17 protein-coding genes and 1 pseudogene are annotated in these 17,573 nt (G+C 69.7%); 8 read left to right on the forward strand and 10 right to left on the reverse strand.

Features of this window, described 5'->3' with window-relative positions; translation table 11 throughout:
• Positions 1-106: 106 nt before the first annotated feature.
• Positions 107-1,006: a MerR family transcriptional regulator gene (locus ACFYR3_RS29070; RefSeq protein ID WP_355842038.1), complete on the forward strand. Its 900-nt coding sequence runs from the start codon at positions 107-109 to the stop codon at positions 1,004-1,006.
• 87 nt (positions 1,007-1,093) lie between these two features.
• On the opposite strand, the gene ACFYR3_RS29075 is transcribed toward ACFYR3_RS29070, so the two are convergent.
• Both ACFYR3_RS29075 and ACFYR3_RS29080 read right to left on the reverse strand, forming a co-directional pair.
• Entirely contained in the window at positions 1,094-1,651 is a 558-nt protein-coding gene (locus ACFYR3_RS29075) for a pyridoxamine 5'-phosphate oxidase family protein (protein WP_355841562.1), read from the reverse strand.
• A 169-nt stretch (positions 1,652-1,820) separates the two neighbouring features.
• Positions 1,821-2,078: a hypothetical protein gene (locus ACFYR3_RS29080; protein WP_355841559.1), complete on the reverse strand. Its 258-nt coding sequence runs from the start codon at positions 2,076-2,078 to the stop codon at positions 1,821-1,823.
• Positions 2,079-2,769: 691 nt separating this feature from the next.
• On the opposite strand from ACFYR3_RS29080, the gene ACFYR3_RS29085 reads away from it, so the two are divergent.
• Positions 2,770-3,537 (forward strand): hypothetical protein, encoded by a 768-nt coding sequence (locus tag ACFYR3_RS29085; protein WP_355841556.1) that lies wholly within the window; start codon positions 2,770-2,772, stop codon positions 3,535-3,537.
• A gap of 224 nt (positions 3,538-3,761) precedes the next feature.
• Here the strand turns inward: ACFYR3_RS29085 and ACFYR3_RS29090 are convergent.
• From ACFYR3_RS29090 to ACFYR3_RS29100, 3 genes and pseudogenes are all read right to left on the reverse strand, one after another.
• Positions 3,762-4,491: pseudogene (locus tag ACFYR3_RS29090) on the reverse strand (hypothetical protein).
• A gap of 91 nt (positions 4,492-4,582) precedes the next feature.
• A complete protein-coding gene (locus tag ACFYR3_RS29095) occupies positions 4,583-5,530 on the reverse strand; it encodes an RNA polymerase sigma-70 factor (protein ID WP_389285098.1) in 948 nt (315 codons plus the stop codon).
• Between the two features lie 83 nt (positions 5,531-5,613).
• Positions 5,614-6,087, reverse strand: coding sequence for a carboxymuconolactone decarboxylase family protein (locus ACFYR3_RS29100; RefSeq protein ID WP_389285099.1), 474 nt, complete (start codon positions 6,085-6,087; stop codon positions 5,614-5,616).
• Positions 6,088-6,405: 318 nt separating this feature from the next.
• Here ACFYR3_RS29100 and ACFYR3_RS29105 point away from each other — a divergent pair, with 318 nt between their 5' ends.
• The 3 genes from ACFYR3_RS29105 (at position 6,406) to ACFYR3_RS29115 (ending at position 8,793) form a co-directional block, all read left to right on the forward strand.
• Entirely contained in the window at positions 6,406-7,461 is a 1,056-nt protein-coding gene (locus tag ACFYR3_RS29105) for a hypothetical protein (RefSeq protein ID WP_389285100.1), read from the forward strand.
• 59 nt (positions 7,462-7,520) lie between these two features.
• A complete protein-coding gene (locus ACFYR3_RS29110; RefSeq protein ID WP_389285101.1) occupies positions 7,521-8,021 on the forward strand; it encodes a GNAT family N-acetyltransferase in 501 nt (166 codons plus the stop codon).
• A gap of 199 nt (positions 8,022-8,220) precedes the next feature.
• Complete coding sequence (locus ACFYR3_RS29115; protein ID WP_389285102.1) at positions 8,221-8,793, forward strand: hypothetical protein; 573 nt, start codon at positions 8,221-8,223, stop codon at positions 8,791-8,793.
• A 35-nt stretch (positions 8,794-8,828) separates the two neighbouring features.
• Here the strand turns inward: ACFYR3_RS29115 and ACFYR3_RS29120 are convergent, their stop codons facing one another.
• The 3 genes from ACFYR3_RS29120 to ACFYR3_RS29130 form a co-directional block, all read right to left on the reverse strand.
• The gene (locus ACFYR3_RS29120; RefSeq protein WP_389285103.1) at positions 8,829-9,365 is read right to left on the reverse strand and encodes a 2'-5' RNA ligase family protein; all 537 of its coding nucleotides are present in this window, start codon (positions 9,363-9,365) and stop codon (positions 8,829-8,831) included.
• Positions 9,366-9,592: 227 nt separating this feature from the next.
• Positions 9,593-10,198 (reverse strand): hypothetical protein, encoded by a 606-nt coding sequence (locus ACFYR3_RS29125; protein ID WP_389285104.1) that lies wholly within the window; start codon positions 10,196-10,198, stop codon positions 9,593-9,595.
• 349 nt (positions 10,199-10,547) lie between these two features.
• Positions 10,548-11,510, reverse strand: a complete 963-nt coding sequence (locus ACFYR3_RS29130) for an NAD(P)H-dependent flavin oxidoreductase (RefSeq protein WP_389285105.1) — start codon at positions 11,508-11,510, stop codon at positions 10,548-10,550.
• Between the two features lie 69 nt (positions 11,511-11,579).
• On the opposite strand from ACFYR3_RS29130, the gene ACFYR3_RS29135 reads away from it, so the two are divergent.
• Positions 11,580-11,915, forward strand: coding sequence for a hypothetical protein (locus tag ACFYR3_RS29135; RefSeq protein ID WP_389285106.1), 336 nt, complete (start codon positions 11,580-11,582; stop codon positions 11,913-11,915).
• Positions 11,916-11,998: 83 nt separating this feature from the next.
• On the opposite strand, the gene ACFYR3_RS29140 is transcribed toward ACFYR3_RS29135, so the two are convergent.
• Together ACFYR3_RS29140 and ACFYR3_RS29145 are read right to left on the reverse strand one after the other, a co-directional pair.
• Complete coding sequence (locus ACFYR3_RS29140; RefSeq protein ID WP_355841538.1) at positions 11,999-12,616, reverse strand: TOPRIM nucleotidyl transferase/hydrolase domain-containing protein; 618 nt, start codon at positions 12,614-12,616, stop codon at positions 11,999-12,001.
• 283 nt (positions 12,617-12,899) lie between these two features.
• Positions 12,900-13,463, reverse strand: coding sequence for a hypothetical protein (locus ACFYR3_RS29145; protein ID WP_355841535.1), 564 nt, complete (start codon positions 13,461-13,463; stop codon positions 12,900-12,902).
• 1,051 nt (positions 13,464-14,514) lie between these two features.
• Here ACFYR3_RS29145 and ACFYR3_RS29150 point away from each other — a divergent pair.
• The gene (locus ACFYR3_RS29150; protein ID WP_355841532.1) at positions 14,515-16,413 is read left to right on the forward strand and encodes an N-acetylmuramoyl-L-alanine amidase; all 1,899 of its coding nucleotides are present in this window, start codon (positions 14,515-14,517) and stop codon (positions 16,411-16,413) included.
• Positions 16,414-16,739: 326 nt separating this feature from the next.
• Complete coding sequence (locus ACFYR3_RS29155; protein WP_389285107.1) at positions 16,740-17,198, forward strand: PPOX class F420-dependent oxidoreductase; 459 nt, start codon at positions 16,740-16,742, stop codon at positions 17,196-17,198.
• Positions 17,199-17,573 lie beyond the last annotated feature (375 nt).

Genomic DNA, 17,573 nt, shown 5'->3' on the forward strand with positions numbered 1-17,573 from the left:
GGGCCCGGTCGCCGCAGGGCCGGCCGTACCGGCGCTCCGCGCTCGCCGGTACGGTAGGAACTCCCCCTGAGGGAGGCTCAAGCCCGTGCCCGTGTCCCCTGACAGCATGTGGACCATCGGAGAGCTCGCCGAGCGCGCGGGCGTCACCGTCAAGACCGTCCGTTTCTACTCGGACCGGGGTCTGTTGCCCGAAGGTGCCCGCAGCACCGGCGGCCACCGCCGGTACGGCCCCGAGGCACTCGACCGGCTCCACCTCATCCGCTCCCTGCGCACCCTCGACCTGCCGGTTCCCGACGTAGGACGGATCCTCGACCAGGAGGACACGTTGGAGGACGTCGTCGCGGGGCAGCTGCGCCACATCGGCTCGCGGCTCACCGCCCTGCGCTGGCAGGAGGCGGCCCTCCAACTGCTCCGGGACTGCGCCCCGGAGGAACGCGCCGCGCGGCTGCGGCTGATCGGCGCCGTGTCCGTCCCGCCCAGCACGGCACCACTGGCGCGGTTCTGGCGGCGCTGGCTGCCACCGAGGCTCCCGGCCCGGCTGGTCTCCGCCATCGTCGAACACTCCGTTCCGCAGCTCCCCGAAGGCCCGACGCCGGCCCAGGTGCTGGCCTTCACCCGGCTGCACGCCTTCGTCTCCGCCCCCTGCCCCGGCACGGGCAACGGCCGGCCCGCGGCACACCGGCCCGACGGGGGCCGCCCGGCTGTGCTCTACGACGGTCTCGTCGAGGCGTACGCACTGGCAGCGCCGCGGCTGCGGGCGGAGCGGCCACCGCACGAGGGCGAGGCACTCGACTGCTTCGTCGCCGCCTACGCCCGCTCACGCGGTACGCGGGACACGCCCGCCTTTCGCCGCCGACTCGGCGGGGTGCTGGCCGCGGACCCCCGTATCGACCACTACTGGGAACTCGCCGCCGAGCTCACCGACTCGCCGGAACCGACCCCCGGCGCCACCCACGACTGGCTCTGCACCGCGCTGGACAACCAGATGGCCGGCACGGCGGACTGACCCGGGCTGTCTTCCCGGTCGCTTTCCCGGGGACGGGGAAGCCACCGGGCGTCCTCCAGATCCCCCAGTCCCAGGGAGCCTCGCTGCTCAGAACGCCCACCGCGTATGCGTGTAGACCCCGTCGTCGCGCCCGAAGCCGTACGCCGTGGCCGGAGCCACCCCGAACACCACCGCGTCCCCTTTTCGGAACGCGTCCCCGATCCCGTGGAAGGTCCCCTCGGGCGAGGTGATGTGCGGCCCGTACTTCGCCTCGTACGCCGCGATCACCTTCTCCAGCACGGCCGGATCGGCAACGGGCTCCGCCTTGCCCTCGATCACGAGGTCGAGCCCTTCCGTGAGCGAGTTTCCGCCGGTGGTCAGCGCGCAGTGGCCGTCATGAGCGAGGTTCTTCGCCTTCTGCTCCCCAGCGCCAGTGGAGAAGTACAACACCCCGTGGTGCCAGGCGGCGATCACGGGAGTGACGTGCAGCCGACCGTCGGGCCGCACTGTGGACAGCCAGAAGATCTCGGCGGCCTCCAGCAGCCGCTGGGCCCCGGCCCACTCGGTGGCGGTGACGTTCGCGGCACCCGGGCGGGGATTCAGTGCGGAGCTGTAGCGGGCATCGAGCTCGGTGGCGGGTTCTTTCGCGGGTTCCTGCGTCGGCATGGCGGATCTCCCCTTCTCTCCCTGATAACGACCGGTCTCCCGCCCCGAAATCATCGCCGCGCCTGTTTCTTCTTGCCGGTCGCCCTTGCATCCCGATGCGTCCGCGGTGAGGCGGGTCGGGGTCTTCAGCCCTTCACCGCGGCTTCGGGAGGGAGGGGCCACGGTCGGATCAGGAAGCGACCATGGCGTTCAGCCCGTAGTCCAGCTCTGAGCCATCGACCAGCACCGCCTCGACCGTGCGCGTACGGGGGTCGATGTCGGCCACGATCCCGTCCCCCGCGTAGCGCGGGTAGCCCGTTTCGCCTGTCTCGCCGGTCGCCTCGACGACCGCTGATCGCACCGCCGAGTCCTGCGCGGAGGCCGCGTCCTTGTTCTCGAGGTATTCGGGGACCAGCAAGACGGTGAAACGCTGAGACTCGGTAGTCATGCTCCGGTATTTAAGTGCCTCACCCAGCGCCCGTTGCGCAGGCGCACGGTGGGTTTTCGCACACCGGGTCCGTCGGCCGGGGGCAGGGGCGCGTCCGGAAAGGATCGCCGACCGGCTCGCGAGGTGCGCCGAGGGCCTCGGGCCCGGAGCCGCCCCCGGGCCTGTTGGCGCTCCTTGAAGCCGGTTCGGGCTCGTCGGTGGGCGGCGGAGGTGTGCGGGCTCATGAGCCGCGCGGGAGTGGTGTCAACGGTCCGCGGGATCGAGCGGGACGCCGGCTCTGCCTGCCGGTACGGGGTCGGCCGAGCGGGCGACGGCAGTGGGATGCGGCGCGTCATGGGGGAAGGCATCGATCATGCCGCCGACCCTGGTCGCCGCCCGAACCCGCGACGGCGTCTCCGCCTCCGGACGGACGCGCTTCGTACCAGCGGCGCGGCCCTACGCCTGAGCGGCGGCAACCGTTTCCGCAGGCGGTTCGGCAACGCGCCGACCGTCGAGAACAGATGGGCGAATCGTGAAGCGCAGGACAACGGAATCACGAACGCGCGAGACTCCGACCCGTGATGGCCGCAGAGGGGGCTGGGCCCGGCGGATCGCGGCTGCCGCAGGGGTCTTCGTGCTCTGCGCACTTCCTACCGGACCGGCGGGTGCGGCACCGGAGGATGGTCCCTCACCGGCCAGACCACCTCTGTTCGTGTCCGACTACGGCAACGACCGCGTGGTGAGACTGCCGGCGAACGGGGACGCTCAGACGACGGTTCCACTCAGCGGCGTAGTACGGCCGACCGGTCTGGCGTGGGACACCGCCCGCGAGCTCTACGTCTCCGACACGGGCAACAACAGGGTGGTGAAACTGGAGGCGCGGGGCGGGGCGCAGTCCACCGTCCCCACCGTCGGCCTGTCACGCCCGCTGGGCCTGGCCGTCGACGCCCACGACAGCCTCTACATCGCCGACAGTTTCAACGACCGCGTGGTGAAGGTCCCCTCCGACGGCAGCGGCCAGACGACCGTCCCCACCACGGGACTGCTCCATCCCTGGGGCCTGGCCCTGGGCACCGGCGGCGACCTGTACATCTCCGACTTCGTCAACAGCCGGGTGGTGAAGGTCGCCGCGGACGGCAGCGGACAGACCACAGTTCCCACCGTCGGCCTGTCCCAGCCGACCGGGCTGGCGCTGAACGCCGCCGGGGACCTCTACATCTCGGACAGCGGCAACAACCGCGTGGTGAAGGTGTCCGCGGGCAGCAATACGCAGAGCACGGTGCCCACCACCGGCCTGAGTGATCCGCTGGGCATCGCCCTGGACGGCCACGGCTGCCTCTACGTGGCCGACGGCCTCAACAATCGGGTGGTACGAGTCCGAGAGGCCGACGGTGGCCAGGACACGCTTCCCGCCGCCGGCCTCAACACCCCGACCGGTGTCGCGTTCCCGCCGATCGACAATCGGCCCGGGGGGAACTGAACCACCGCTACGGGAAGGAGCGGGCTGCTGAGACTGTCGGCCGGGTCGCGCTGGGGTGGTGCGGGGTGGTGCGGGATGGCGCCACCCAGCGGGCCGGGCCGGGCGGGGGAGCGGTCGGGCTCGACCACCTGCGTGCCGAGGTGCTGAAGACGGCCGTTCCCCAGTACTCGGTGAGCGACGGATGATGCAGCACTCGGCTGTCGACGCGGCCGCGTCCGGCACGGTCAATCCGGTACGGGGACGTTCATGGGCTGGAGAGGCGTGGCGTCGGTGCAGGGATCGGGGACGGATCCGCCGCGCAGTTCCGGCGTCTTCGCGCCGACCCAGACGACCGCGAGCAGGCAGAGGAGCCCGCCGCTGACCAGCGCGGTCGCCCCCGAGGCCCAGCCGGCGACGACGCCGCCGCGCAGGTTGCCGAGGTTGGGGCCGGCCTGGCCGACGATCTGCTCGGCCGCCGTCACCCGGCCCAGCAGGGCGTCCGGCGTGTGGGTCTGCACGATCGTGCTGCGCGAGATGACCGAGACGGCGTCGGCGGCCCCGGCGAGGACGAGGAGTCCGAGTCCGGCCCACGGATCGCGGATCAGGCCGAAGGCCGCGAGCGCCGCTCCCCAGATCCCCGCACCGCAGAGCATCACCGGCCCGGGACGCCCGAGCCGCGTGATCGTGCCGGACAGCGCGGAAGCGGCGATGCCGCCGATGGCGAACAGGAAGATGCTCACCGCGGTCCGCCTATGAGCCGGCGAACAGCCCGAACACGACCATCGGCAGCGCCTGTGCCAGCCCCACCGCGCCCGTCCAGACGGTGCTGTGTGTCATGTCCCAGACCTGGTACATGACGGTGACCATGGTCATGAAGCTGCCCAGCACGGACACGGTCCGGCCGATCAGCAGACGCCTGAAGACCGGGGACGTACGAAGGGGCCGGACGTCGATCAGGGTTCGGGCGAGACTCATGAAGGACGGCGGTATGCGCGGGGGTGGTTCACGTCGCGCAGGGTAATGGGCGCGCTCCGGCCAGGCGAATTGTTTTGAAGCCCGCCCCTCCCTAGGGAGCTACGGACCTACGGCGTCGATTCATCTGCCGGCGGGCCTGCCTCACCTCGCGGTCGAAGGCCCAGGCGTCGGCGACCGGCCCGAGGTGGCCGAGCTTGTCCGGGTTGATCACCGAACGGATGGCCTGGACCCGCCCGTCGAGAACCTCGAGGGCCAGAGTGTGCAGGATCCTGCCGTCCGGGGCGCGGAAGATCGCGCCGGGCTGACCGTTGACCTCGTGCGGATCGAACGTCACGTCGATCCGGGCCATCGCGGGGAACACGGAGGCAAGGAGGCGGGCCACGTTCTCCGCGCCGACGACGGCCCTGGCCAGACGCGGGGCCTTGCCGCCGCCGTCCCCGACCAGCTGTACGTCGGCGGCCAGCAGATCGCGCAGGGCACCCACATCACCGTCTCTCAACGCGTCGAAGAACCGCGCCGCCAGCTCCTGCCGTTCCTGGCGGTCCGCTTCGAACCGCGGCCTTCCGGCCTCCATGTGCCGCCGTGCCCGCACCAGCAACTGACGGCACGCCCCCTCCGAACGTCCCACTGCCGCGGCGATCTCGTCGAACCCGAAGGCGAACACCTCCCGCAGCACGAACACCGACCGCTCCAGCGGGCTGAGTCGTTCCAGCAACAGCAGCGCCGCCATCGACACGGAGTCGGCCAGTTCCGCCGAGCGCTCCGGATCCTGGTACGGATCACTCAGCAGCGGCTCGGGCAACCACGGGCCGACGTACTGCTCCCGTCGTACGCGCGCGGAGCGCAGTACGTCGATCGAGACCCGCGTCACCGTGGCGGACAGAAAGGCCTTGGCCGACGTGGGTGGGGTCGTCGAACGGTCGAAGCGGAGCCATGTCTCCTGCACCGCGTCCTCGGCCTCGCTCACGCTGCCCAGAATCCGGTAGGCGATCGAGAACAGCATCGCTCGCAGCTCCTCGAACTCCTCAACCTTGTTCACGGTGATTCACCTTCCCACGACGCCTGCCCCTGCCCCTGCGCTGCCCTGCCCGGCTTTGCCCTGTCATGTGTGGCTGCTGCCGTTCAGTGGAACTGTCCGGGCTCGTAGTCGCCGGCCGGCTGCCGGGTGATGATGTTCAGCCGGTTCACCGAGTTCATGAAGGAAACCAGGATCACGAGCGCGGTGAGCTGCTCCTCGTCGTAGTGCTTGACGACCCGCGCCCACACTTCGTCGCTGACGCCTTCGGCCGCGTCCGCGACCCGGGTCCCCTCTTCCGCCAGCTCCAGCGCGGCGCGCTCGGCCTCGGTGAAGACCGTGGCCTCCCGCCACGCCGCGACCAGGTTCAGTCGTACCGAGGTCTCGCCGGCAACGGCTGCCTCCTTGGTGTGCATGTCGATGCAGACCGCGCATCCGTTGATCTGGCTCACACGCAGCGCCACCAACTCCTGGGTCGCGGCCGGGAGGGGTGAGTCCTTGATTGCCTTGCCCGCCGACATGAAGTACTTGAGGGCCTTGCCGGCGGTCGGGTCGGCGAAGTAGTTCAGTCGCGGATCCATTGGGGGCTCCTTGGGGTCGTCAGTGGTTACACCCCTAGAGACGAGGTAGCCCGGCGTCCTGTGACATGAGCGCACGCGGCCCGCGTCTCCCGCCGTCGCCGGTTGTCAGCGACTGGGTACATGCTGTCCTCGGGACGTCGGGGGCGGGTGTCAGCGACTGCGTACAAGCTGTCCTCGGAACTTCGAGGGTGGGTACGGCCGGGCGGAAATCGGTGAAACCCGCCATGAAGGTCCGGCGAGTCAAGTCCCCTTCGAGCAGCCGCAGTTGCCCTGCGGTCAGCGACAGCATTGTCAGTGCCGGGCCGCATACTGACGCCCATGCAGCTGACGGAGGACTCACTCAGACACGCCTGGCGCCGGACGGCCGCCGACTCCGACCTGCTCGACGCCGCCATGCTCCCGGCCATCGGTACGTCACGCGACCAGTACGAACGGCTCGTGGGTGATCCGGGTGGGCTGTTCCTCGTTCTGGACGAGGGCGGCACTGTGCGCGGCTACCGCAGTCCCCACCAGGAGATCTTCGCGACCCGGGATCTCGACCAGGTGCTGTACTTCGCCGCAGAGGAAGCGGTCCGGCACCTCGCCGACTACATCGTGGCCCATTCCCCGGGCCACGGCCCGGTCACCAACCTCGTCACCGGACAGGCCGAGATACTCGACCGGATCAACCCCGCATGGGGACGTAGATTCCGTGGCGGCGGCACGGATGGTGCGGAGTCGGCACGGCCGTGCGGACGCGACCCGCTGGAACGCCTCGCCTGGATCGCAGGCACGTGGCGGGACCAGGACCCGTACACCAACCTCGAATTCTTCCGCGGTGAGGGGATCAACGCCGAGCAGATCGCCCTCCTCCACGGAGCCGACCCCGAACAGACCGCCACCGGGACACGCCTGTCGGACCTGCCCGGCGTGGACGACTCCGGCCGTGACCACTGGGAAACCGCCTGGGAGACCTTCTGCTTCGGGCAGGCAGGCGACTGGGTATTCCTGATGTACCACGACACACCACCCGGCGTCCGGGCCGACAGCGCGGCTCTCTCCCGGCTCGGGGTCACGGAGACGGTGCGGCTGAGCGCCTGCGCCGCGAAAGCCATGTACACCTTCGACCACACACGCGACGGCTGCCGCGTCGACGACGACCGGGGTGCACTGGAACTGATCTGGTACCACCGGGGCCGCGCCCCCTACTACCGGGGCGGCCGGCTCGACTTCCTCAACCGGGCCATACGCCGCGCCGAACTGGACCACCCCGATGTGACCAGCGAGTTCGCACTGTACTTCCACGCTTTGGACGAGGCGCTCGGCCTTCAACTGCCCCAGCAGGACATCCAGGAAGGAACGGTCCAGGCCGCACGGTGGGCCCGCCGCGACTGAGGTCGAGGATGGAGCGCGCGCGACTGACCGTAGTCGGTACGGCTGGATACCCTGCCCGGATGCCACCGTTGTCGCTTTCCCCGCTCCGTTTCTCCCCGGAAGAGATGACCGGGGTGGTGGGCCTCTACGCGAGCAACCCGGAGTACTGCCGCGCTGCGGGCGAGTACGACCCCGAGCGTATTCCGGCCGACAGGGTCGAGGCCGATCTGCGGGAGGAAGCGGAGACGGAGGGCTGCGAGGTCCTGCTCGCCCGTGACGTCCAGGACCGGATCGTCGGCCTGCTGTGCCTGCTCGACCGTCACCCCACCGATGGCCGGCCGTGGATCGGGCTGCTGCTGGTGCACGGGAGTCTTCACCGCACGGGTGTCGGACGCCTGCTGGCCGGGCTCGTCGAGGAACGGTTCCGACGCGAGGGCAGAGACGGTATCCGGCTGGCCGTCCTGGAGAACACTCCGGCCTCCTTGGCCTTCTGGAGCTCCCTGGGCTGGCAGGAGATCGACCGACGTACCGACCGCCGACACGACCGCCCTTGCATCGTCATGCACAAGGATTTGACGTGAGGCTTTGGAGACGCACTTCCATGGAGAGGCATCCCGAGCGCCGAAATGAGTACCGGTACTCACGACGGAGGGTGAGGCGGCTCCTAGCATGGGCTCGATCTTGGAGCGGGGGGACGCAGGCGTGCGGGAGGCATGTGTGGGCAAGGGTGCGTTGGGCGCGGTCGCACGGTGCGGGTCCGGGTGGCGCGGAAGGGGTGCTGTGGCGGCGGCTCTGGTTGCCCTGGCGGCGGTGTCGCTCGGGGCGTGCGGCACGGAGCGCGTGCCGACGGGGGCGGTCGGCGGGACCGCGACCGACGAGGGGAACAGAACCACCCCGAGCTCCCCCGTGGGGTCTCCCTACGTGGAACCGGGGGCCGGTGAAGGCGCCCCTCACTATCGCGAGAACAACGGCTTCCGTATCGCGGGCCAGATGTCCGCGGCGAGCGCCAAGGACGCCCAGCGGGAGGCCGCCCGCATCGAACCTGTGCTCAAGCGGCTGTGGCAGCACAAGACGTGGGACCCGAAGACGGTCCGCGCCGCGATGCTCAAGCTCGGTTACCAGGAGGAGCGTTTCGACGCCAAGTGGAAGCTGCTGGGCGGGACCTTGCAGGTCAAACCGATGGACCCGCGTTTCGAGAACGGCCGGGAGGTCACGCACGAGGGCGCGCGGGTGGGCCTGCGCGTCCATGATGATGCCTGCGTCACCGCCTTCGTGCAGAAGACCAACTATCAGGTGTCGGCCAACGGCCCCTACCCGGAGACGGGTTGCTTCGAGCCGCAGGCCGGTCACTGAGAGTCCGCAGTTGAGCGCCCTCGCTCGTCGCGGTGTCACCGCAGCGCTAACGCCGCCCGCTGCTGCCACTGCGATCCGTCATGGACGATGAGATCGACCGACGATACGCGGGCAGTGATGGGAAGGCGGCCGCGAAGGTCGGCCTCGGCCTCGTCCAGGACGGCATCGTCCTGCCCCTGGACGATGGTCAGATGCGGGACGATGTCATCGAACTGCCCGCCGAACGGAGGGGTTTCGGGCCACCGACGCACGATGGCCTCGGTGATCCGGCGAAACGGGGTGCCCGGTTCAGGGGCGAGATACAGAATCCCCTGGAACCGCCCGCAGCGCTCGAACCGGACCTCGAAGGGCCTATGACGCCCGATCACACCATCGATGGCAGCCAAGGTGTCGCCGTCGAGGCGGCTCTCGTGGAGAAATGGGAAGAGCACGGTGACATGTGCCGGGACAGCCGCACGGGCGGAAGGGCCCAGCCGGTCCCGCCACACTCGAACAGCAGGTTCCGCCTCAGGGACCCTCACAACGAGTCCCGACTGTCCTGCTTGAGTGTTGCTGGAGTCGTCAGCTGCCATGGCACATGTCTATCCGCGGGTGCGGAGGGCCGCGACCGCTTTCCGAAGAGGGACGTCGCGGGTTCGGTCCGAGTCTCCCGCTTGACTGCCGTCGGACAAGCCAGCCGTCGGACAGCCGTCGGCACGGACGGCATCGGCGGCGTCGCCTTCACCCGCCGGACCATTGGCTCCTGGACTCCGGGGCTCCGGGGCTCCGGGGCGTGGTGGGGCGGCGTTCATTTCACTCATCATGGCCGCAGGCCCGCCTGCCTGAGTGTCACCTTGGACAGGTCGGCGATGACCTTCTGGTCTCCGCGCCGCCAGGCGTCGGCGAGGCCACCCGGCGGGGCGAAGACCGCGGCGAGATCCCGCTGCGGCCCGGTCAGGGCGCGCAGCGCGAGCAGGTCCGCGCCTCCGGGGGCGTCGAGGAGACGCCGGGTGGTGGTGCTGCGCCGCATCCAGCGCAGGCGCGGTGGAAGCCACAACACCAGCACGAAGGCCACTGAGAGGACGATCAGGGCGACCGCGGCCAGTGTGGCCACGTGGCCCACCAAGTCCTCCAGTGACTGCCCGGCGTCGGAGAGACCGGTGGCGGCGTCGGCGGCGGACTGGAGCGGCTTCTTCAGAGAGCCTCCGACGAGCGGCACCTTCGAGGCCGCGTCGCCGGCGTCACCGAGGCCGCCGGCGAGACTGTCGCCCGCACTCTGGGCCTTCCGCCCCGGCTCGGCCAGCAGCTGGATCGCGTCGCGGACGGCCAGGGCGAACCACACCGCGACCGCGATCAGGGTCACCGCGATCAGGTCGGCAAGCACCTGACGGCTCCGACGCGCTGGGGTCTGGGCGTAAAGGCGCATGGCGTGCTCCTGTTCCGGCGATGCCGTAGACCGGACCGGCCCAGCCACGTGAGGTGCCGCGGTCGTGATGCCGAGGCTCGGCCGGTCGCGTGCGTACGTGGGAGTGGAAGAGGGTCTCGAGGCACGGGTGTGCACGGCCCGTGGGCCGAGTCGAAGCGGTGGAGCGGTGTCGTGCCGGATGCCGATGGACTGTCACGGGGCGGGTCGGAACGGTTCTCCGGGTCATGGTGACATTCCGTCAGAGCGACTACCCGTCTTTCGTGAAGTTGTGCATGGCGCGGGCCAGGACGCGGGGGGAGTAGTCCCCGGCCGTGGTGGGCGGCCTTCCGGTCACGGCGTGCGGCTCCGGTCAGTGACGTCCCGCTCGGGCCAGGGCATGGCCGGCCTCCGAGGCGAGAATGGCGACAAGCTCGGCTGCGGGTGGCAGGTCGGTGACGAGATCGACGGCCTCGCCGGCCCATACCGGCAGTGCGGGCACATCGCCGCGTGCCAGGTCAGCCTGATAGGCCAGTCGGGCTGCCGACGGGTCCGCCGCCAGCTCCGCTTCCCGGCCCCTCCATCGGTCGAGGCAGGGGTGGCCCAGAGTGCGAGCCGTGTACCTCGACGGCCATCGGGAACTTCGGGCGATGTCGAGGATGCGGTTGCGCTCCGTGTCCTGCCCGCGGCCCTCGACGAGCGCCTTGGCGGTCGAGGGGTCGATGAGTGCCTCGGCCGTTGCCTGGAAACGGGTGCCGATGAGCGCCCCGGCGGCGCCCAGGGCCAGGACGGCGGCCACGCCCCGGCCGTCGGCGATCCCACCGGCCGCGAGTACCGGCACTCCATCGGCCAGGTCCACCACGACCGGTACGAAGGGGAGCGTGGATCGCCCGTGCCGGGCGCCGTGCCCCCCGCTCTCCGTGCCCTGCGCCACGATGACGTCGGCGCCCAGGTCCATCGCCTGCTTGGCCTCATCCAGTCCGGTGACCTGGATGATCACCGCCGCACCGGCGTCACGGACCCGTTCGACGTACGGGCTCGGATCTCCGAAGGAGAACATCACAGCTCTTGGACCGTGTTCCAGCGTCTGCTCGACCATGTCCATGTTGGTCGCCCAGGCTTGGAACCCCACACCCCATGGCTTCCCGGCACCCGCCACGATCGGCAGTTCGCGCGCCAGCCAAGCCGGGTCGCCGCCGCCGGCGCCCACCAGGCCGAGCCCGCCGCCGCACGAGACGGCGGCCGCCAGCTCGCCGCCCGCCGATCCGCCCATCGGAGCCAACACGATCGGGTGCTGGACACCCAACAACTTCGTGAACGCTGTCGACAAAGTCATGACTGCCATCGTCCCCCCACCCGGTACGCGAGGGGAAGTGCGCGCGGCGCTCCTGGTGCGACCGAGCGCATGGGCTGGTCATGGGCGCGCAGGGAATCCGGCGAGGGCAAGCCGTCTGAACTCCACGAGGGCAACACCAGGTTGGTGCCCTGGGGGTACGCGGAAGGCGGGGGACACTACCTCTACTGGCTGGTCCGGCCGGGCGTCGAGCCCGAGGAGTGGACCGTCATCCTCAATGAGGGACGCGGCCCTCTCTGGGAGACGTATCCGATGTCGTGCAGCCAGTTCCTCCTCGAGGTGGTCGCGGCCACGACGACGTCGTTCTACTTCACCGACCTGGACGACATCGTCGCGCCGGGCGACAGGACTCGTTTCGAACCCAATGCTCGACTCCTCAGCGGGTGACAGACCAACTCATGTGGCTGGGTGGGCTGTTCGCTGAGGCGGGTGGGTCGAGCGACCGACGCCGGACGAGTTGTGCGGAGCAGTCAGAGACTGGTGAGCAAGTCGTCGAGCGGGGCGGGTACGCGGTCGGGGGCGAGGGCTTCGACGAGGACGCGGCCGTAGTGGATCTTGCGTCCTTTCTTCGTGCCGAGGAAGCGCCGCAACTGCTGCTGCCCGGTGCGGCCCCGCTGTGCGGGCTGGCGCAGGAAGGTCCGCAGGGCTCGCAGGTCGCCCTCGGCCCGGACGAGTTCTTCCACGCGCGTCACGCCCAGGGCGCGGATGAGCTCGTCCTCCAGATCCGCCGCGCAGACGAAGAACTCCTGCTCGGCCGCACCGGCCCGCTCCAGACCACGCGCGTAGTAGCCACGCTCCGCCTCGTCGCACAATCCCGTGAGGCGCAGCCCCAGTCCGGTTGGCCCGAGGAGAGACGCGAAGCGGGCGACGCTCATCGCACCGCCCATCGCCAGGACACACACGCCTTCGGCCCCCAGATCCCGGCCGCGTCTGTCGGCGAGCGCGCTGACCGCCGCCACATCGCTCGGCCCTTCGAGCAGGACCGCCACCCGGACGGACAACCGCGCGGCCAGCTCGCGAGCGGGGTCACCGGGACCACCGGCCGCCCACTCGGTGACCGCTTCCCGGAACGTCCCCATGTCGGTCACGCGACGAGTCTGAGCCCTTCCCGGTTGGCACGGTAGCGAATTTCGCCTGCCTCGCGCCTGCGAAGGCGGCTCGGACACCACTCGCTCGAAGCACCGCAGGTCGCGTCCGCAAGGTCGTCGATCACGCCGGGAGGCTGCCCCGATCGCAGCCCGGCCAGTTCCCCGACCGGACCACTCACCGGAGGGGCGGTCCGCCGGGACCGCCCCTGATGCACCATCAGCCCGTCATGCTCCGGACGATGCCTCCGACCAGCCCGCACAGCGGACGCTGCTGGAGTACTGGCTAATGCCAACAGGTGGCCTGGTTGTCGTCGTTGTTGCCGTCGGGCGTCGTGCCGATCGACACCGCGTAGCCGATTCCCGCGCCCACCTCGGGTGCGGGCGAGTAGTCAGGGCTCCGGAAGTCGACGTTGAGCAGCAGGTGACGGCCCTTCTCGGTCCTGGTCCAGCAGGCGCCTTCGACGGTGGCGGGCGTTGCCGCGGGGTCCGGGTCGTGCTCGAATCGCCAGCCGGCCGCGGCGGCTTCCTTGGTGTAGTGGGCGACGACGTCCTCGGCCTTGCCGGGGAAGGCGAAGAAGCGGTCCGCGTGCAGCCAGGGCTCTCCGCTGCTGCTGTCGTCGCCGTCGCACGCGGTGGTTATGCCCAGGTCGCGGTAGTTGGTGGGTGCCGCCGCACCGGCGGGCGCTGCGTCGAGCAGCGGTTGCGCGGCCAACCGCTTGAGTTCGTCCTTGGTGCCATTGCAGCTGTCGCCGCCGATGACGGAACAGGCCCCGAGGAATGCGGTCGGCAGCAGGAGGGCGGCCGCCAGCCCGGCGCGGGTGACGGCGGACGATGCAGTGGGGAACAACGGTGCTCCTAGGAGTACGGCAGTTGATGACCGGGCGCGGTCCCCACTCAGGGAAGACCACGCCCGGCTTGTCGATCGGTCAGATCACTTCGGTGTATCGACAGCTGCTACTTGAGACAGCGGTTCCTGTACAGCCAGTTGCCGATGTCGTAGAGGTACTGGAAGAGCTGTCCCCTGTTGAGCCAGTAGCGGGTCTGGCTGCGATTTCCAGCTACTGCTCTCGAAGACCCGCGCCACTCGGTTGTTGTACTGGTCCCTGCCTGTGTCGCAGTGCCGCGGAGTGCACTTCTCCCCCGACTCGTGGGCGTCTCCCGGCCGTTTGGCCGCTCTCGCTCCGAAGAAATACGTCAGGCCGGTCTGCCGGATGAAATGGCCGACAGCGTTGCGCCGACCCTTATTGGTGGTGATGTTCCATGACAGGATGCCGGACAAGTACATGACCAACACGCAGGTCCGCCGCCCCGTCGTTGTTCCGCGGGCCTTCCGCGAGGCGTCGTCGTCGGCTGCCTGTGCATCGGCGGCACGCGTGCGTCGGATCGACCCGCATCCCAATTTCGAACGGCCCGGTCCGGGGCTCGATCGTGTTCACAGGCGGAGCCCGGGTGGCGACGTGCCCCCTCGCTGCCGCTGAAGCCGCTCTGTGGCCGGGCGAGGCCACGGATGCCGAGGTGTTCACAGCTCTCCCGCGCCGGGCTGTCCGATGCGGGACGGAATCCGACCTCGTTCGCCGAATGTCTCGCGACATCGCATTCCGTCTGTGATGGCAATCCGATGCCTCAAAGGGCTGCTTGCACGGCCGAGTTCACCTGTCTTATAGTTCCAACGCGTCTAATCTGTAAGGTTTTTGACGCCTCGACATGAAGTGCTGAATCGCAACGGCGAGTCCTTTCGGGACTGTTCGCCATGCGGCGATGTCGGCATTTTCCTCATGTTCCCGCCTTGAAGCGGCGTAGCTCGCCCATCCGGCAGACAACGCCGCTCACTCTTATCCGGCTGTTCTGGAGTACGGAAACACGTGAAGACGAAGAAGACAACGGTCAAGGCTTCTTGCATGCTTGTGTCACGGTATCGGCTGATGGGTCTGGCCGCCGCGAGTGTGCTGACCGCGGGAGCCTTGACCGCCGTGGTGCCGGCGACCGCACAGGCCGGTACCGCCGCGCCGTCAGGGCCGAGCGCACAGCAACACGCCTTCGCGGCGGCCGCTGCCAAGTACCGTGTCCCCGCCGCGGTGTTGCTCGCCGTGGCGTATCAGGAGTCGGCATGGGATGCCCACTCCGGTCAGATGAGCACCAGCGGCGGCTACGGCCCGATGCACCTCACCGATGTCACCCCCGCGATGCTGGCCGGCGGTCCGGCCGGGGCGGCGGGGCGGGCGGACCTCGCCGCGATGGCGAAGGACCCCGCCCTGCACACGCTGCAGGCGGCGGCGAAGCTCACCGGTCTGTCGCTCGCCGAACTGCGTGACGACCCCGCCGCCAACATCGCGGGGGGTGCCGCGCTGCTCGCCTCGTACCAGCAGGCCGTGACCGGCAGTCGGCCGTCGGACGCCGGCCAGTGGTACGGAGCGGTGGCCCGCTACAGCGGCTCGTCGCAGAAACGGGGCGCCACGGCGTTCGCGAACCGCGTCTACGCCACCATCAGGACCGGGGCCGCGCGCACCACCCTCGACGGCCAGCGGGTGTCGATGAGCGGCGACCGGAAAGTCCGCCTCGCGACCGGGCAGTTGAGCGGGCTCGCCCTGACCGGCGTCGCGGCGGCCGCGGCGACCGAGTGCCCGCCGGAGGTCTCGTGCACCTTCGTGCCGGCGGCGTCGTCCAACGGCCAGGTCTCCAACCGCCCGGCCAACGGCATCAGGATCGACACCGTCGTCATCCACGACACCGAGTCGTCGTACCAGTCGGCCATCTCGACGTTCCAGAACCCGGGCGGCAGTGCCGCGCACTATGTGATGCGCTCCTCGGACGGCGCGGTGACGCAGATGGTGCCGACCAAGGACGTCGCCTTCCACGCCGGCAACTACTCGACGAACCTGCACTCCATCGGCATTGAGCACGAGGGTTACGCCGCGCACGGAGGCACCTGGTACACCGAGGAGCAGTACGAGGCCACCGCGTCCCTGGTGCGCTACCTCTCGGACCGCTTCGGCATACCGCTGGACCGTGAGCACATCATCGGCCACGACAATGTCGCCGGCCCCAACTCCAGCCTCGTCGCGGGCATGCACTGGGACCCGGGCACCTCCTGGGACTGGGAGCACTTCATGAGCCTGCTCGGCGCTCCGGTGACGGGCGAGCACGGGGTCGGGCCGGTCGGCTCGGCGGTGACGATCACCCCCGGCTTCACCGAGAACCAGCAGACCCTGCAGATCTGCCCCGGTGACGACCCCACCGGCGCCACTCCCGCCTGCACCAGCCAGCAACAGGCCTCCAACTTCGTCTTCCTGCGCACCGCGCCCAACGACACCGCCCCGCTCTTCGGCGACCAGGCCATTCACAAGGGCGGCGCGGGCACCGACCGGATCAGCGACTGGGGATCCACCGCCCAGGCGGGACAGCAGTTCGTGGTGGCCGACGTCGACGGTGACTGGACCGCCATCTGGTACAGCGGCGCGAAGGTCTGGTTCTACAACCCCGGCGGCGTCAACACCACTCCCGCGTACGGCGTGACGCTGGTCTCCGCCGCGGCCGCCACGCCGGTGGCCGTATACGGCTCCAGCTACCCCGACCGAGCGGAGTACCCTGCCGGGCTGTCCCCCTCGACGCAGGCGCCCATCAGCTACTACACCGTCCCCACCGGTCAGGCGTACGTCGCCACCCGGCCGCCGGCCAACACCGACGACTACTTCACGTCCGGGGCGGTCGTCGTCGGCGCCAAGCAGATGTACACCATCCAGTACAACCACCGTGTCGCGCTGGTCTACTCCGCGGATGTGACCGCGAGCGGCGCGTGACCTCGGGCTCCGGCCCATCGCGCCGACCCGCCGATTGAGTCGGAGGACCGGAAGGTGCCTTCGCCTCCGGGCGGATTCGAGGGGCCGTCGCCACACGCGTTCGCGTTGATCGAGCCGCGAGCAGTTTGCGCATGCGCTCGGCTGGGATTCCCAGCCGAGCGTCTTGTGCGGGCGTCGTCCGTCGGGCTCGACAGCGACCGTGTATGCGGAGGTTCGCGGGTTCCGCGAAGGCCCCAACCGCGACTACCAGGGTCTGTTGCGATAGCGAGTGGTTGGCCTGATGGAACGCCAGAAATACTCGTGCGGCCACGGACGTTGATCAGGTCATGAGTCAAGGTCCCGCTCCTCGCCCACTGTCCGACGAAGCCCTCTCCAAGCTGCTCGGCAAGCAGCAGTTCGGTACCCTCGCCACTGTCAAGCGCACCGGCCATCCCCACCTGACCACCATGCTCTACAGCTGGGATGCCGATGACCGCATCGTGCGGTTCTCGACGACAGCCGACCGCGTCAAGGTCAAGCACCTGCGGCGCGACCCACATGCGGCGCTGCATGTGCAGGGCGACGACGTGTGGTCGTTCGCAGTCGCCGAGGGCAAGGCCGGGGTCTCCGAGGTGACGACGATTCCCGGTGACGCAGTTGGGCGGGAACTACTCGGAATGATCCCGAAGGGCGCGGAGCCAGAAGACGAAGACGCGTTCCTGAGGCAACTGGTCACTGAACGCCGCGTGGTCATCCGGTTGAAGGTGGACCGGATGTATGGAACGGCGCTCGACATCAAGGATTGAGGTCCGCCGGGAAGATGCTGGTCACCGCCACTCGTTGATGACTGTGACCAGGACGGTCGCCTCGTAGCGGACGGCCAATTTCCCGTATCGCGTTGCTACGGCCCGGTGCCTGTTCAGGCGGTCGATTCCGCACTCAACCGCGTGGCGCTCGCGTAGGGGCGGTCACCGAGGCCGGCCCGGCCGGCTTCGGTGACCGGCGGGGGAGCCGTCCCGGTGATCCGACGGTCGTATGGAGGGCGCGCGGTCCGCCTGCGGGGCAACGGCTCCCCGGAAGAGGACCGCCAGGTCCGGTAACTCCCGAGCCGGGGGAGCGAGTTCGGATCTCCGCACCCGCTCCGGCGGAAGGCACCGGTCGAGCAGCCCGGGGCCACCGTG

The sequence above is a fragment of the Streptomyces sp. NPDC005784 genome (assembly GCF_042871525.1).
In the GTDB taxonomy this organism is placed as follows: domain Bacteria; phylum Actinomycetota; class Actinomycetes; order Streptomycetales; family Streptomycetaceae; genus Streptomyces.

Excerpts from the sequence above, each read along its gene's own strand:
- ACFYR3_RS29070 (WP_355842038.1), top strand. The coding sequence starts at position 107 with ATGTGGACCATCGGAGAGCTCGCCGAGCGCGCGGGCGTCACCGTCAAG.
- ACFYR3_RS29075 (WP_355841562.1), bottom strand. The coding sequence starts at position 1,651 with ATGCCGACGCAGGAACCCGCGAAAGAACCCGCCACCGAGCTCGATGCC.
- ACFYR3_RS29080 (WP_355841559.1), bottom strand. The coding sequence starts at position 2,078 with ATGACTACCGAGTCTCAGCGTTTCACCGTCTTGCTGGTCCCCGAATAC.
- ACFYR3_RS29100 (WP_389285099.1), bottom strand. The coding sequence starts at position 6,087 with ATGGATCCGCGACTGAACTACTTCGCCGACCCGACCGCCGGCAAGGCC.
- ACFYR3_RS29105 (WP_389285100.1), top strand. The coding sequence starts at position 6,406 with ATGCAGCTGACGGAGGACTCACTCAGACACGCCTGGCGCCGGACGGCC.
- ACFYR3_RS29110 (WP_389285101.1), top strand. The coding sequence starts at position 7,521 with ATGCCACCGTTGTCGCTTTCCCCGCTCCGTTTCTCCCCGGAAGAGATG.
- ACFYR3_RS29120 (WP_389285103.1), bottom strand. The coding sequence starts at position 9,365 with ATGGCAGCTGACGACTCCAGCAACACTCAAGCAGGACAGTCGGGACTC.
- ACFYR3_RS29125 (WP_389285104.1), bottom strand. The coding sequence starts at position 10,198 with ATGCGCCTTTACGCCCAGACCCCAGCGCGTCGGAGCCGTCAGGTGCTT.
- ACFYR3_RS29130 (WP_389285105.1), bottom strand. The coding sequence starts at position 11,510 with ATGACTTTGTCGACAGCGTTCACGAAGTTGTTGGGTGTCCAGCACCCG.
- ACFYR3_RS29135 (WP_389285106.1), top strand. The coding sequence starts at position 11,580 with ATGGGCTGGTCATGGGCGCGCAGGGAATCCGGCGAGGGCAAGCCGTCT.
- ACFYR3_RS29150 (WP_355841532.1), top strand. The coding sequence starts at position 14,515 with ATGCTTGTGTCACGGTATCGGCTGATGGGTCTGGCCGCCGCGAGTGTG.
- ACFYR3_RS29155 (WP_389285107.1), top strand. The coding sequence starts at position 16,740 with ATGAGTCAAGGTCCCGCTCCTCGCCCACTGTCCGACGAAGCCCTCTCC.